Origin of the sequence: Rhizobium centroccidentale, from assembly GCF_030182565.1 — a bacterium.
In the GTDB taxonomy this organism is placed as follows: domain Bacteria; phylum Pseudomonadota; class Alphaproteobacteria; order Rhizobiales; family Rhizobiaceae; genus Rhizobium.
Window position 1 is genome coordinate 208,959 of the sequence record NZ_JAQJCG010000002.1, and the last position, 14,667, is coordinate 223,625.

Annotated in this window: 12 protein-coding genes; 4 read left to right on the top strand and 8 right to left on the bottom strand. The window is 58.8% G+C overall.

The window, feature by feature from the left end; translation table 11 throughout:
• Positions 1-102 precede the first annotated feature (102 nt).
• From ettA to metF, 3 genes are all read left to right on the top strand, one after another.
• Positions 103-1,752: an energy-dependent translational throttle protein EttA gene (gene ettA, locus PH562_RS02895; protein WP_113230485.1), complete on the top strand. Its 1,650-nt coding sequence runs from the start codon at positions 103-105 to the stop codon at positions 1,750-1,752.
• A gap of 190 nt (positions 1,753-1,942) precedes the next feature.
• Positions 1,943-2,968, top strand: coding sequence for an ArsR/SmtB family transcription factor (locus tag PH562_RS02900; protein ID WP_285171342.1), 1,026 nt, complete (start codon positions 1,943-1,945; stop codon positions 2,966-2,968).
• A gap of 1 nt (position 2,969) precedes the next feature.
• Positions 2,970-3,872, top strand: a complete 903-nt coding sequence (metF, locus tag PH562_RS02905; RefSeq protein WP_285171343.1) for a methylenetetrahydrofolate reductase [NAD(P)H] — start codon at positions 2,970-2,972, stop codon at positions 3,870-3,872.
• 414 nt (positions 3,873-4,286) lie between these two features.
• Here the strand turns inward: metF and PH562_RS02910 are convergent, their stop codons facing one another.
• The 5 genes from PH562_RS02910 to PH562_RS02930 form a co-directional block, all read right to left on the bottom strand.
• Positions 4,287-5,213 (bottom strand): DMT family transporter, encoded by a 927-nt coding sequence (locus tag PH562_RS02910; RefSeq protein ID WP_113230488.1) that lies wholly within the window; start codon positions 5,211-5,213, stop codon positions 4,287-4,289.
• Positions 5,214-5,355: 142 nt separating this feature from the next.
• Positions 5,356-6,546 (bottom strand): lytic murein transglycosylase, encoded by a 1,191-nt coding sequence (locus PH562_RS02915; RefSeq protein ID WP_483315313.1) that lies wholly within the window; start codon positions 6,544-6,546, stop codon positions 5,356-5,358.
• A 133-nt stretch (positions 6,547-6,679) separates the two neighbouring features.
• The gene (locus PH562_RS02920; protein ID WP_285171345.1) at positions 6,680-7,471 is read right to left on the bottom strand and encodes a glycoside hydrolase family 25 protein; all 792 of its coding nucleotides are present in this window, start codon (positions 7,469-7,471) and stop codon (positions 6,680-6,682) included.
• Positions 7,472-7,683: 212 nt separating this feature from the next.
• Positions 7,684-8,358, bottom strand: coding sequence for a class I SAM-dependent methyltransferase (locus PH562_RS02925; RefSeq protein WP_483315309.1), 675 nt, complete (start codon positions 8,356-8,358; stop codon positions 7,684-7,686).
• Complete coding sequence (locus PH562_RS02930; RefSeq protein WP_285171346.1) at positions 8,355-9,602, bottom strand: BtaA family protein; 1,248 nt, start codon at positions 9,600-9,602, stop codon at positions 8,355-8,357. The genes PH562_RS02925 and PH562_RS02930 overlap by 4 nt, the downstream gene beginning before the upstream one ends.
• Positions 9,603-9,794: 192 nt before the next feature.
• On the opposite strand from PH562_RS02930, the gene PH562_RS02935 reads away from it, so the two are divergent.
• Positions 9,795-11,183: a serine hydrolase domain-containing protein gene (locus PH562_RS02935; RefSeq protein WP_285171347.1), complete on the top strand. Its 1,389-nt coding sequence runs from the start codon at positions 9,795-9,797 to the stop codon at positions 11,181-11,183.
• A gap of 29 nt (positions 11,184-11,212) precedes the next feature.
• On the opposite strand, the gene PH562_RS02940 is transcribed toward PH562_RS02935, so the two are convergent.
• From PH562_RS02940 to PH562_RS02950, 3 genes are all read right to left on the bottom strand, one after another.
• Positions 11,213-12,367, bottom strand: a complete 1,155-nt coding sequence (locus PH562_RS02940; protein ID WP_285171349.1) for a lytic transglycosylase domain-containing protein — start codon at positions 12,365-12,367, stop codon at positions 11,213-11,215.
• Between the two features lie 134 nt (positions 12,368-12,501).
• Positions 12,502-13,137 (bottom strand): LysE family translocator, encoded by a 636-nt coding sequence (locus PH562_RS02945; RefSeq protein WP_113230495.1) that lies wholly within the window; start codon positions 13,135-13,137, stop codon positions 12,502-12,504.
• A 140-nt stretch (positions 13,138-13,277) separates the two neighbouring features.
• Positions 13,278-14,489, bottom strand: a complete 1,212-nt coding sequence (locus tag PH562_RS02950) for a pyrophosphate--fructose-6-phosphate 1-phosphotransferase (protein ID WP_285171350.1) — start codon at positions 14,487-14,489, stop codon at positions 13,278-13,280.
• Positions 14,490-14,667 lie beyond the last annotated feature (178 nt).

Here is a 14,667-nt window from a genome sequence, read left to right on the forward strand (position 1 = left end):
GATAATGCCCTCGGACAAGGTTTCGCCGTTGCCCGAGGGCGGGGTTTCGCCTACATAGCGGCACAAATCGCAACGCTATTCGTCCGTGGAGCAACCCAAGCTATGGCACGTCAGTTCATTTATCATATGGCCGGTCTGAATAAGTCCTATGGCGCCAAGAAGATTCTCGAGAATATCCATCTCTCCTTCTACCCCGATGCCAAGATCGGTATTCTCGGCCCGAACGGTGCAGGTAAATCGACCGTGCTGCGCATCATGGCCGGCCTCGACAAGGAATATACCGGCGAAGCCTGGCTGGCCGAAGGCGCCACCATCGGCTACCTGGCGCAGGAGCCTCAGCTCGATCCCAACAAGACGGTTTTCGAAAACGTCATGGAAGGCGTTGCCAAGAAAACCGAAATCCTCAATCGCTACAACGAATTGATGATGAACTATTCCGACGAGACGGCGGAAGAGGGCGCCAAGCTCCAGGACATCATCGACAGCCAGAATCTCTGGGATCTGGAAAGCCAGGTCGAGATGGCGATGGAAGCCTTGTGCTGCCCGCCGCGCGATGCCGAAGTCACCAGCCTTTCAGGCGGTGAGCGCCGCCGTATCGCACTGTGCCGCCTGCTTCTCTCGCAGCCGGACCTGCTGCTGCTCGACGAACCGACCAATCATCTCGACGCTGAGACCATTGCCTGGCTGGAAAAGCACCTGCGCGACTATCCCGGTGCCGTGATGATGATCACCCACGACCGCTACTTCCTCGACAACGTTACCGGCTGGATCCTGGAACTCGATCGCGGCCGGGGCATTCCCTACGAAGGCAACTATTCCGCCTATCTGCGGGCCAAGGCCAAGCGCATGCAGCAGGAAGCCCGCGAAGAAGCCGGCCGCCAGAAGGCGATCAGCCGCGAACAGGAATGGATTGCCTCCAGTCCCAAAGCCCGTCAGGCCAAGTCCAAGGCGCGTATCAACGCTTACGAACAGCTGGTCGATGCTGCCGAAAATCAGCGTCCTGGTGATGCGCAGATCATCATTCCGGTCAGCGAGCGTCTCGGCCAGGTGGTGATCGAGATGGAAGGCATCACCAAGGGTTTCGAAGGCCGTACGCTGATCAACGATCTGTCGATCAAGCTGCCGCCCGGCGGCATCGTTGGCATCATCGGCCCGAACGGGGCCGGCAAGACGACGCTGTTCAAGATGATCACCGGGCAGGAAAAGCCGGATTCCGGCACGGTCCGCATCGGCGAGACGGTGCATCTCAGCTATGTCGACCAGAGCCGCGACGCGCTTGACGGCAATAAGACGGTATGGGAGGAAATCTCGGGCGGTGCCGAAGTCATCAAGCTCGGCAAGTTCGACATGAATTCGCGCGCCTATTGCGGCGCCTTTAACTTCAAGGGCGGCGACCAGCAGCAGAAGGTCGGCAATCTCTCTGGCGGTCAGCGCAACCGCGTTCACCTGGCCAAGATGCTGAAGGCTGGCGGCAACGTGCTTCTGCTCGACGAACCGACCAACGACCTCGATACGGAAACGCTGGGGGCGCTGGAAAGTGCTCTCGAAAACTTCGCCGGCTGCGCCATCATCATTAGCCATGATCGCATGTTCCTCGACCGTCTGGCTACGCACATCCTGGCCTTTGAAGGCGAGGGCCATGTCGAATGGTTCGAAGGCAATTTCGAGGATTACGAGCAGGACAAGATCCGCCGTCTCGGCCCCGATGCCCTCAATCCGGGTAGCCAGGCGCATAAGCGCCTGACACGCTAAGCTCTCGGTTTGGCTCTTTGAAACCCCGGCTTGTCCGGGGTTTTCGTTTATATAGCAACTACCGGCGATGTTCCGTTTTCGGCGGAAACTAACAGATTTCCGACATCGAACTCCCATGGCTGACTGATTGGCTCTTGCCATGAAAGTCCAAATCACATAAAGATATCTTTATATCTTGATTGGGTGTGAAATGACGGATCTGGTTAAACTCGGCTTGGATGACGTGGTAGACGTGCTGAAGGCGGTCGGCGAGCCGACCCGGCTGCGTCTTCTGGCGCTACTGGCGGCAGGCGATCTCACCGTGACCGATCTTACCGAAATTCTCGGTCAGTCGCAGCCTCGCATTTCCCGGCACCTCAAGCTGCTCGGCGAAGCCGGGCTGATCGATCGATACCAGGAGGGCGCCTGGGCTTATTTCCGCCTGAAGCAGGAAGGCAAGGCGGTGACGCTGGCCCGCAGCCTACTGCGCCATACCGCCGAAAAGGATACGGTGCTGCTGCGTGACGGAGAACGTCTCTCCTCCGTGAAGCGCGTTCGCGCCGAGCGCGCTCAGGCCTACTTCAGCCGGAATGCCGCCGAGTGGGATGAGCTGCGACGTCTCCATGTCGCGGATGAGGATGTCGACAAGGCGCTGATCGATCTTATCGGTCCGCAGCCGATCGACTCCTTCCTCGATCTCGGTACGGGCACGGGCCGGATGCTGCAGCTTCTGGCTGGGCACTATCGCCGCGCCGTCGGCATCGATGCCAGCCGTGACATGCTGGCCGTTGCCCGCGCCAATCTCGACCGGGCCAATATCACCGCTGCCTCGGTGCGGCATGGCGATATCTTCAACCTGCCGCTGGAGCAGCAGGACTTCGATCTCATTACCATCCACCAGGTGCTGCACTTCCTTGATCAGCCGGAGGTTGCCATCAATGAAGCCGCGCGAATGCTGCGGCCCGGCGGCCGCCTTGTCATCATAGACCTCGCGCCGCACGGGCTGGAATATCTGCGTGACGAGCATGCGCATCTGCGCCTCGGCTTCTCGCATCAGGCCATTTCGGATTGGCTGAAACTGGCGGGGCTGGATGTGGAGCGCGTGCAGGATCTTCATTCGGGGAGGGAAGGCGGGCAGGCGCTGACCGTCACCATCTGGCTGGCGCGTGATCCACGATTGCTGATTGCGTCCGGCCAGGGCCATCAGTCATCCCCCATTCTTGCCGGGAGAGTTTGACATGTCTTCGAGATCAGAAAGCCATAGCGACGGTATCCGCATCTCCTTCGAATTCTTTCCGCCGAAGTCGGAAGAGGCCGAGCAACAGCTGTGGAACACCGTCGAGGAACTCAGCGATTGGGAGGCTGAGTTCGTTTCAGTCACCTATGGGGCAGGCGGTTCGACCAAGGCGCCGACGCTTTCTGCCGTGCGCAAAATGATCCATGAGACACCGTTCACGACCGCATCGCATCTGACCTGCGTCGGTGCCACGCGTGAGGATACGCATCGGGTGATCGATGAGTTCCTTGCTGCCGGCGTTCGCCGTTTCGTCGCGCTCCGCGGCGATCCGCCGGGTGGCGTCGGCTCGGCCTATCAGCCGCATCCGGGCGGTTATGCCAATGCCGCGGAACTGGTGCAGGCTTTGCGCGAGCGCGGCGATTTCGATATTTCCGTTTCGGCCTATCCCGAAAAGCATCCGGAAAGCCGCGATACGGCAGCCGATATCGACATGCTGAAGCGCAAGGCGGAGAATGGTGCCGACCGGGCGCTGACCCAGTTCTTCTTCGATAATGATGCCTTCGAGCGTTATCATGATCGCGTTCGCGCCGCCGGCATCAAGATTCCCGTGGTGCCGGGCATTATGCCGATCCAGAACCTGACGCAACTGAAGCGCTTCGCCGGCGCCTGTGGCACGAATATTCCGAGCTGGCTCGACGAGCGTTTCGATGGTTTGGATGAGGATGTGGAGGAGCGCGCCAAGGTCGCCGCCGATGTTGCCGCCGAGCAGATCCAGGACCTGATGCGCCGCGGCATTCACGAATTTCATCTCTATACGATGAACCGTTCGGCACTGGTTTCCGCCGTGCTTGAACGGCTGGGCCTCGAGCGTAAGGTGAATGCACGGGCCGGCGCCGCCGCCTAAAGCGTGTCGCTCAAGCTAATGAAAAAGCGCATGTCCGGCGGGGGCATGCGCTTTTCTAATGAAACAGAGGTTTTGTTAGCTTTTCGGAGTTTGGTCGCTTGCGAATTTCGCCGAAGCCGTCAGATGAAGAGCATCGTCACGACGAAAGCGAAGGCCGCACCGACCACTAGGACGTTGATGGATCGCGTTAATCCCATGTCTTCCTCCTCAGTCAGCCGTTAAATTTTATGTCGAAAATGTGTTGTTTGGAAAGAACATTCGATGCTGCGACGCGGTATCGAGTTCGCGACATGATTCACAAATTCGCAGCAGTGCTTTGATATTGCTTTATAAATGTCGATTTCTAGCTCAATGACGGGCTGTGAATAAATATTAATATGTTGTGACTGCGGACCATCCGAATGGAGCAGGAGATCATGTTTCCCGCGTTCTGGCCCCGTGTTTCATCCACATGAAAAGCCGTCCATCGAGAACGAGCAGACCTGCGGCGATGAGCAGCATGCCGGCGATTTCGGTAGGCCCCATCCGCTCGCCGAGAAAGAGGAAGCCGAGCAATAGCGCGCTCGGCGGCACCAGCAGAGTGACGAGGGAGGTGTTGGTGGCGCCGGCGAGCTCGATGATGCGAAAATAGAGGATGTAGGCAAAAGCGGTCGACAGCAGCGCCAGGCCAAGAATGGCGGCAATTGCCGTCACCGGCGGGGCGACAAGCGTCCAAGGTTGGTCGATCACCAGCGCGACCGGCAGCATGAGGAGTGAGGAGCCTGTCAACTGGCCCGCTGCCACAACCGGCGGCGCGATGCCCTTGAAGCGTTTGGCATAAATTGCTGCGAATCCGTAGGAGATTGCCGCCAAGATCGGCAATGAGAGCGCCCAGAAGGGTACCGAGCCGCTGCTGGTAATGCTCGGTCCGAGCAACACGATCGTTCCGAGGAGGCCGGTGAGGCAGCCGACTAGCTTGGCTGATGTCAAGCGTTCGTCGGTGGTGAGCTGATTGCCGATCAACACGGTCCACATCGGCGTCGTCGCGTTCAAGATGGATGCGAGCCCGGCACCCATCTGCGTCTGGCCGCAGAAGATCAGCGTATGCGGTATCGCATTGTTGATTAAGCCCAGCAGCAGAAATTGCGGCCAATGGTGGCGCAGGGACTGATAGATATTGAGGCGACCGGCTAGATAGAGATGCAATGCCACGGCCGCCAGCGACAGACGCAGAAAGACGAGTGTGAAGGGGGGTACGTGGTGAACAGCGATACGGGCGAAGAAGAACGAACCGCCCCAGATCAATCCGAGCAACAGCAGCAGGCCCCAGGTCGAGGCGCTCATTCGATGTTCGCCATTCATGGTATCTCTCCTCTTTCGAGGCATCTAAACCGGAAGAGTGCAGGCTCTCCACCCGTTTCTTGCTGTTTTGCTCACGGTGCGAGGAGAGCAGATACAAGAAAGGCGGCATGGAGCCGCCTTTTCGATCGATATATGGGAGAAATCAAAGTGCGTTGAGCAGGGCCGTCGTCGCCCACCCGTCGGCTGGCAACCCCAGGCGAAACTGTTCCTTCTGGATGGCGACACGTGTGCCGGAGCCGAGGATGCCATCGATCTTGCCGACATCATAGCCGCGGGCCACAAGCTTGGTCTGAAGTGCCTTCATGTCGACGTCATTGAGACCCGGCTCGGGATTGCCCTTGTTATAGGGTGGAGCGCCGGCAAAGCGGGTGGCGAAATAGGCGGCCGAGGTCGTGTAGATGAACGACTGGTTCCAGCCGAGATAGGTATTGTAGTTCGGATAGGTCAGGAAGGCGGGTCCCTTGCGGCCTTGCGGCAGGATGAGAGCAGCGGGCAGGGAGCCGAAGTTCGTGTTGCCGTCACGCGGCGTGACGCCGAGCTTGAACCAATCGCCCGCAGTCAGCGGGCCGCCGATACCGGATTTTTCCCAGGGAAGGTTGTCCGGAACCGTCACCTCCTGCAGCCAGGGCTGGCCGCGCTGGAAGCCGAGATGCTGGAGGAATCGTGCCGTCGTCAGAATGACGTCAGGTGCGCTGGTCTTCAGATTCACATGGCCGTCGCCATCGCCATCGGTGCCGTAAGCGATGATATCGGGCGGCAACATTTGCGTCTGGCCGATTTCGCCGGCCCATGCGCCGGTCGTCGTTGCCGGGTCGACATCGCCGCGCTGGACGAGCTCGATCAGTGCGATCAGGCGCGGGCGGAAGAAGTCCGGCCGGCGGCAATCGTGCGAGAGGGTGACCAGCGCGTTGCGGGTGTTGAAATTGCCCTGGACGGCGCCGAAATCGGTTTCCATCGCCCAGAAGGCGGTGATGACACCCGGAGGTACGCCATAGTCCTGTTCGGCCTTGGCGAAGACATCGGCATATTGCTTCATTTTCTGGCGGCCGATGTCGAGACGGCCCTGGCTGACGGTGCGTTGGGAGAATTCGAGGAAGGTCTGTCGGAAGACGCCCTGACTGCGGTCCATGGCGAGAACCTTCTGGTCAATCTGGGCGCCGGCGAGTGTCTTGTCGGCAGAGGCTGCATCCGCACCATCGGCAATCGCTTCAGCCTTTACGCCGGCAAGGAATGCAGTGAGATCGCCACCGCAGGCTACTTTCGGAGTGGCGTCGCTGCTTGCGGGCGGCACTGCGGCCGGGGATGCGCTTTGAGCCAATGCCGTACCAGTCATGGCTGAGGCGAGGAGCAACGCAAGAGCGCCGCGTCGAATGGTGTGACGATCCATGAGCGATCCTTCCAAGTGATAGAATAGGGTCGCTTTCACAGAAGATTGTGACATAAGCAAGTGTGAAATGGGCTCAGTATTAAGAATTTCCCTGCTTCTCTACTGCAGCCACCCAGTTTTGCCAGTTCTGCTCGGAACCGCCGAAAACATTGATGTCCGTCGGGCCTTTGATCCCCGGAATGACACCCGTAGACGTATATTGCCAGAAGGCCCAGTTGCGACCGGCGTAAGTCTCTTTCGGGTGCTTGGCAACGGATCGGACCCAGAAATGATAATCCTGGAAATAGCCGACTAGATTTTCACGATGGAAGTCGACCGAAGTATAGATGATCGGGCGCTTGCCGTAATAGGCCTGCAGGCGATCCATAAAGCGTTTGATCTCGCTGCGTACCGTTTCGGGAGCCGGTCTGGTCTTGCAGGTCGGGGAGCCCGGGTTCCATTCGACGTCGACGACGGGCGGAAGCGCCGTGGCATCCTTCGGCACGTTGCGGATGAACCAATCGGCCTGCTCGTCGGCCGTCGAGCAGAAATAGAAGAAATGATAGGGCGCATGCAGAAGCCCGGCAGCGCTCGCTTCATTCCAATACTCGGTGAAGCGCGGATCGATCCGGTCCTTGCCCTCCGTCGCCTTGATGAAGACGAAGGCGACACCCGAACCCTTGACGGCTTTCCAATCGATATCGCCCTGCCACTTGGAAATATCGATGCCATGAATGGGATGGCGCTGCGGATGATCGCGGCCGAAGTCCTGGGGCTTTGTATCGGCGAATCTGGTCTTGGGAAGGGCCGCCGTCGATAAGGCATCATAGCCCGTCGTGCAGCCAGTCAAGGCAAGAGCGAGCGGCAGTAGGCATGCCAGAAGCCGGCGCATAGATATCCTGTTATGGCCCGAGTGATCTTGCTGCCCCAAGACTTGGCTTCCGTAATGTGGTCCCCGAGAATCCGAAAGAGCGGCAGACCATACCGTTGCCAGCTGGTCTTGCCACTTTATTCACCATATCAACGTAAAAAATGCGTTATCTTCAAGCAAATTCTTATGCTTGGCGTCTTCGGAACCGAATTTGCGCTGGAATCCGTCGCCAATCAGGGGCCGTGCCGGGTCGCCACGGCCCGCCACGCATAGCCGCGGCCGATCTTTTCGGTTTTCACCGACATGCCCCGCACTGCAGCCTTCTCTTCGAGCACTGTCAGAAGTTCGGCGCGGGGAGTGACATGGAATTTCTTCAGCCATCCTTTGAGCATGGCACGGAACCAGCCTGGCAACCCTTCCTGCTGGCCGAAATCGACGATGTGAAGCTCACCGCCCGGTGCGACAGCATCGAGCGACGCGTCGATAGCGCTTGTCCAGTCGGGGATCATCGAGAGCGCGTAGGAGATCATCACACGGTCGAAGCCGTCGACGCTAAAATCGGCCGGCGAAAAGACTGTAGCGTCGGCGACGCGAAAATCCGGCATCTGTTTCAGGCCGCGGAAATTATTGCGGGCGGAAATCAGCATTTCCTGCGAGATATCGAGGCCATAAAGGCGGGCAGAAGGGAAGCGCCGATAGGCGAGCAGCATATTGCGGCCCGTGCCGCAGCCCACTTCCAGAAGCGAGCCCCCGACGGGCACATTCAGCTGTTCGATCGTTCGATCGCGGCCGAACAGGTAATATTTGCGGGTCAGGTCATAGATATGACGCTGATAACGGTACATGCCGTCCATCAGCTTGGCGTGGTTGTTCGCGCCGCTTTCTATGCTTGTATCCGCCTGGCTCACGCTTTTTTCCCGTAGATGTGGAAGCCGCCATAGATGGCCGAGCGATCACGAACATTGAGCTCCTGCGAACGCTCTTCGAAATAGACCCACTGGTCGCGGATCGCTGGAGAGAGGCGGCCTTCGATGATGCTCTTTTCCGCGGCGGTGCGGAAGATGACGCGGGCGCCTTCGCGCGCCGTGCGGGTGATCTCGGCCCAGAGGCCATTGAGCTGCTCGTCGGTCATCCAGTCCTGCGCATCGAGCAAAATATAACGATCGCGCGAGGCCGCCGGCTTCGAGGCGAGAAGCTCGGTGAAATTGGCGTGATGGACGCTCACACGATCGGCATTGGCGCGGATCGCTGCGTAGTGCTCCGGCTTGAGGTAGGTGGGCAGGGGGCCTTGGTGCTGGGCAGCGTAGCGGCGCGAGAATGCCTGCCAGGCAAAGTAATTGTCGCGCATGGGGAAATGACAGGCGAGCTTTTCCAAGCGGTGTTTCAGCACGGCGGAAATGGATTCGTCACCGGCCAGGCTTGCAAGCTCGTCATATTGCTGCGGCGGGATGCCGAGACCGAAAAGCGAGCTCTTGCGGCCGAGCAGCCAGCGGACGGCCGGCTTGTCGAAGATCGGAGCGATCTCCTCCTCGAAGAACTGACGCTGCTCGCGCATGGTACGGGCTTCAGTCATCTTTTGGAGGCGAACGCCGTGCAGGCGTGCCAATATATGGGCGGCCCCGATAAAGCGGCCGAGAAGGCCGGTCTTGTAGATATTGCGGTCGAAGACCGTGATGCGGCGGCGGCCATAGAGATCGCGACCGTCCCAATAATCTGCAGTTGCCGCGTCGAGGCGCGGTGCGATGAACTGGTCGTAGGCCTGGCTATTGGCCGCAATGTCGGGCGTTCCGAAGAAGCGCACCAGGTCCGCATGACCGGGAAGCAGGCGAAAGGCTGCAAGCTTCAGCTTGTTCAGGGCGATATGGTGGCGATTGAGATCGACGACATCGATGGATGCCGGATTTTGCGAGAGGTAGGCGAGCATGTTGCAGCCGCCCGAACCGATGGTGACAATGCGATGATGCGCCTGCAGCTCCATCGCCTCCATATCGATATCCGGATCTTCCCAGATCTGCGGATAGACAAGGCCGGAAAACAGCATGCCGAACAAGCGCTCGGAAAGGCCTGCCTTAGACAGTGCCTTGTGCTGCAGCAGTGCGTCCTTGAGTTTCCGGTTCTTTTGGAGACCGGCATCCGGGGCGAATTCCGTCATCTGAGTCTTGTCACCGATTTGTGAAGTTCAGGGCGTGTAACCCGGCAATGCTACAGTCTGATGACGCGGGCTGTTGGCAGATCCGACGGAGAGGCATCCTTGCACATATTTAAGGAGCCCTAATCATCATAGGTCTTTCATCTTGCTGCATTTCCTGATTGTCTCCGCCTACCTTTCTGGAGAATATGTGACATGCGTTTGATATCGAGAGTGATCGGGGCTCTTATTGTTCTGCTGCTGATCATTGTCGCCGGCGGGGCCGTCTGGCTCTCTCTTTATCCGCCGGAATTGCTGAAGGTCGGCGATGGCTACGCGGCAAAGATCGTCTGCTCCAATACGTTCGTGGCCAAGCGGGACCCGGACAAGGTGATGGAGGAGGATGTACAGGCTCCAGGCAATCCGGCATTGAAGCTCATTCGCGTCTATGTTGACCGGGATGAGGGCGTGGTCACGGCCCGGTTCTTGGGATTGTTCGCGCCGAACCGTGCGCTCTATCGCGGCGCGCTCGGTTGTGCGCTGGTGCCGGATGGCGATCTGCAAACGGCCCGTAGTGCCGTCTTCCTTAACAAGGTGAAGGCGCCGAAGAACGATGCGGTGTGGCCGGATGGGGATATGGTAAACCTCGGTCAGGGCGATGTCGGTGCGAAGCTTGCCGATATCGTATCGAATTCGGATCTCGCCGGGCCCGCCATGCGCGCGATCGTTGTCGTCAAAGACGGGCGCATTGTCGCCGAAACCTATGGCGATGGCTTCAGTAAGGCAACGCCGCTGATCGGCTGGTCGATGACCAAGACGGTCAACGCCGCAATCATCGGCCGACTCATGCTGGCCGGGCGCATGTCCTTCGACGATCAAAATCTTCTGCCGCAATGGAGCGCTGACTCGCGCAAGGACATCAAGCTCAGCGATCTTCTTGCCATGGAAAGCGGGCTTGCGTTCAACGAATCCTATGGCACCGTATCGGATGTAACGCGCATGCTCTATCTCGACGCGGACGTGACCAGCATAGCAGCCAACGCGCATCAGTTGGCAGCACCGGGTGAGCGTTTCAGTTATTCCAGCGGTACAGCAGCGCTGCTTTCGCGCCTTTGGATGAACCGGCTGCCCAATCTGAGCGCTGCCATTTCCTATCCGCGCGAGGCACTTTTCGGACCGCTCGGCATGTACAGTGCCGTTTTCGAGGCCGATGAGCGCGGCACCTTTGTCGGCAGCTCCTATCTCTATGCCAACGCCCGCGACTGGGCGCGCTTTGGTCTCTTTTTGCTGCAGGACGGCGTCTGGAATGGGCACCGCCTGCTGCCGGAAGGTTTTGTCGGCGCTATGCGCACGCCCACGAACGCCTCCGAGGGTGTCTACTCGCAGGTTCAGACCTGGCTTGCGGGTCCTGGCGGCTCGAATGCCCAATTCGGTTTGCCCGCGGATACTTTTTGGATGACTGGTCACGACGGCCAAACGGTTGCGATCGTCCCGTCCGCCAATCTCATCGTCGTGCGGATGGGGCTGACGCCAACCTGGGCGGATTATCGGCCGCAAATCCTGCTGAAGCGGATCATGGATGTGATAAAGCCGGCCACGAACTAGGCCGGCTTTTCAGAACGATCACGATAAAATCAGTAATTGCCGTTGGCGACGTCCGTCAGGCCCTTGCGTTTGGCGTCGTAGTAGTAGCCACGGGCATAAAGCTGGACGGCATTGGCTTCCTTGTTTTGAGCCTTGCTGTCCGCCGTCATCCAGGCGCCGCGCAGATATTTGGCGGCATATTTGATGTTGGTTTCGGCATCAAGAAGGCCGGACGCCGGGCCTTCGTAGCCCATGGACTTCGCCGTATTATACTTGATCTGCATCAGGCCGAAATATCCAGCGCGGTTATAGGCTTTCGGATTGTAGCGGCTTTCGCGGTGAACGACGCGATGGATCAGGGATTCCGGAATTTCGTAAAGCTTGGCGTATTTCTGGATGAGCTTGGAAACGTAGCTCTTTTCCTCAGCCGGAACATCGGAATCGTAATTCGCGGTGTTGGTGGTGGTCATGACAGCCGGAACGACCGTCGGACCGCTACTGTCGAAATTGAAGTCGTAATGCATACGGTTGTCCGCATAGCGCGGAACACCGATCTGCGCGGGCGTGGCAAAGGCGACTTCAGCCTGCGGCATCGAACCAGGACGTGGCGTCGGCACGGCGACCTGAATGGCTGCAACATCCGAGGTCATCGGAATGGTCGTCTGGCTCTGAGCCACGGAGGAGGAGACTGGTGTGAGTGCGGCATCACCGGGACGCGCCGGATTGGGCATGGGGATCGCGACCACGGAAGGCACCAGGGGCAGGTCGGATGCTGCATAGGCCGCTGCGGCTGACGTGCTGCCCGCGGGAGCGCCCGTTGCGGCAGCGATTGCGGCGGTTCCCTGATTGGCAGCGTTCGCTACAGGCGTGCCGAAACGTCCCGCGTCCATCTGCTGCTGGCTTGCGGCAGCAACGTTTGTCGTAGCCGGAGCAACGCGACCGGACTTTGCCATTGCTGTTTGTTGCGGCTGCCGCGGACCGATGAAATTCGGCGATACCGCAGCCACTGCGATGCCGCCTGCAGGCGCGGTTGCGCCGGTGGCGGTCAGGGTCGTATTCGGATGCGGCACGTTGGCATGTGCCGACGGGAGTTCTGCCTGAGACGTCTGCTGCTGCTGAGTGCTTGCGCACCCGGCGAGAGCGCCGCACATCACTGCCGACAAGGCAACGCTGCGCTTCAGGCTGGGAAATCCGATCGTTACCATTCTGTCACTTTCGAAAAAACCAAACCTAATTTCGATGCAATTCGGCCACAGGACCGCCAAATTCGGTCACAGGATCGATAAAATTATGAATCCCCATTAACCTATCCGTGATCACCCCGCAACCCTGCGCCGCCTCAGGCCGCCATCCGACGGTATCCGGCGGTCACTGCACCGGCTGCAATCAACAGGGTTCCGCCGGTTCTGTTAACGACGCGTTGCACGCTTGCCTTGCGGATGAAGCCACGTGCCATATCGGCGACGAACACGTAAATAAGCGAATTCAAGGCCGCCAAGGTGAGGAAAGTTGCCTCTAGAATAAGCGTTTGCTGAAGAAATGGCTTCGACATGTCGAGAAATTGCGGAACGAATGCAATGAAAAAGACGATGCTTTTCGGGTTGAGAGCCGTTACAACATATGCGTGTAAGAGAATTTTTAACGGTTTTTCCTCTGGGAGATTGTCATTGTCGCCTAGAGGACCCGTCACAATCGGGGCTCTCCAGAGCTTGATTCCGAGGAAAACGAGGTAGGCTGCGCCGATCAGCTTAAGAATCGTGAATAGTGTCGCTGATGTGGCGAGAAGAGCGCCGAGACCGGCTAGCGATGCGGTCATTGCTGTGAAATCCCCAAGCGTGACACCAGTCACCGTTGCCAGCGCCGTCTTGCGGCCGTGGCCGAGCGCATAGGATATCACCAGGAGAATGGTCGGACCCGGTATGGCCAACATGATACAGGACGCGGCGGCGAAAGCGAGCCAGGTTTCGATGGACATAGAATCCTCCTCTATTCCTCTTCCGCCGTCAGCAAAGACATTGGATTTGCGATCCGTCAATCCGCCTGATTGTCAATCAGGCGGATTGACCACCGATTAGGCCGATTGATCGCCAATCGGTCCGGTTGATCACCATTCGGTCAGGCTTGTGAGTATTTCTGCCCGATATGATCCATGACCTCGGCGAACCAGGGAGTGGAAATATCGAAGGCCTTGCCGCCCTTGATGCGCGGAAACTCGATGACGCGCAGCTTGCCGCCCTGACCTTCATCATGTCCCGTGACACCCGACACTTTATTGAGCGCATTTTCCACCGCGAGGTCGACCATGCCCTGGATCAGGCGGAGGTCCTCGCCGTTTGCGGGGGCGGAGCGTGCGAAATAACCCGACTTCTGCACCATGGAGCGTTCGGCGCCGATGATCGCAGCGAATTGTTTCTGGAACCAGCCACCGACGTTGATTGTGTCGATCTTTACGTGGCCGAAGGCGTCGCGCTTGACGGTTTCGCCGGAGGCTTCCCGTTCGGCGACGATGGCGTCGAGGCCGGCGCCTTCCGATACGAAGAGCGTCACCTGGCCGGTCTTCTCCATGATATTGCGCAGGCGTTCGCCTTCCACCTCGATATCGAATGCCATTTCCGGCAGATAGAGGCCGTCGATACCCTTCATCTCGGCATTCATCATGAAGCCTTCGACATATTCGTTCGCGCTGCTCTTCTGGATATAGGCGCGCGCGGTTGCCGCCGTCAGCCAGCCACAGTGGCGGCCCATCACTTCATGAATGACGAGCGTTTTCGGTGCGGCGGTCTGTTCGTTGCTGACATTGTCGAAGAAGTGAGCGCCGACCTCGGCCGCCGTCCAGGCGCCGAGGGACTGACGGATCGGCACGACATCGTTATCAACGGTTTTCGGCAGGCCGACGACAGTCAGATCATAGCCATTGGCGCCAAGATAGGCAGCAAGATCGGCCGCCGTCGTGTTGGTATCGTCGCCCCCGATCGTGTGAAGGATGGTGACGCCATCGGAGGCCAGTCGCTCGGCTGCGACGCGCAACGGGTTTTCGCCTTCCTTGACTAGGCCACGCTTCACGCAGTCTGCGATATTGGTGAGCTTGACGCGGCTGTTGCCGATCGGCGAGCCGCCATAGCGATGCAGCAGATAGGCCTTTTCGCGCATGGCCTGCGTCACCTCGATGCTGTCACCCAGCAGAACCCCCTGATAGCCGGAACGATAGGCTATCATGTCGAGATCAGGCGCCACATCGCTATAGCGCTGGATCAGCCCGCCAACGGCAGACGAAAGGCAGGGCGCCAATCCACCGGCAGTGAGCATTGCGACTTTCTGTTTGGCCATGGGATCCTCCTTGCAGGCAAGCTGCTTCATTTCAATGGTTGCGGTGGAATGGATGCGACAGGCAGGCAAGGGTGTAAAGTAAAGAATTTAAGAAAGCGGTGGTTTGTTTCGTCTTCAAAAGCCGGGCGAGGGCGTTCGGACGACGTTCGCATTTGCAGCATCATTACCAAATTGTGAA

Coding starts and splice junctions, on each gene's coding strand:
- ettA (WP_113230485.1), top strand. CDS start 103: ATGGCACGTCAGTTCATTTATCATATGGCCGGTCTGAATAAGTCCTAT.
- PH562_RS02900 (WP_285171342.1), top strand. CDS start 1,943: ATGACGGATCTGGTTAAACTCGGCTTGGATGACGTGGTAGACGTGCTG.
- metF (WP_285171343.1), top strand. CDS start 2,970: ATGTCTTCGAGATCAGAAAGCCATAGCGACGGTATCCGCATCTCCTTC.
- PH562_RS02910 (WP_113230488.1), bottom strand. CDS start 5,213: ATGAATGGCGAACATCGAATGAGCGCCTCGACCTGGGGCCTGCTGCTG.
- PH562_RS02915 (WP_483315313.1), bottom strand. CDS start 6,546: ATGACTGGTACGGCATTGGCTCAAAGCGCATCCCCGGCCGCAGTGCCG.
- PH562_RS02920 (WP_285171345.1), bottom strand. CDS start 7,471: ATGCGCCGGCTTCTGGCATGCCTACTGCCGCTCGCTCTTGCCTTGACT.
- PH562_RS02930 (WP_285171346.1), bottom strand. CDS start 9,602: ATGACGGAATTCGCCCCGGATGCCGGTCTCCAAAAGAACCGGAAACTC.
- PH562_RS02935 (WP_285171347.1), top strand. CDS start 9,795: ATGCGTTTGATATCGAGAGTGATCGGGGCTCTTATTGTTCTGCTGCTG.
- PH562_RS02940 (WP_285171349.1), bottom strand. CDS start 12,367: ATGGTAACGATCGGATTTCCCAGCCTGAAGCGCAGCGTTGCCTTGTCG.
- PH562_RS02945 (WP_113230495.1), bottom strand. CDS start 13,137: ATGTCCATCGAAACCTGGCTCGCTTTCGCCGCCGCGTCCTGTATCATG.
- PH562_RS02950 (WP_285171350.1), bottom strand. CDS start 14,489: ATGGCCAAACAGAAAGTCGCAATGCTCACTGCCGGTGGATTGGCGCCC.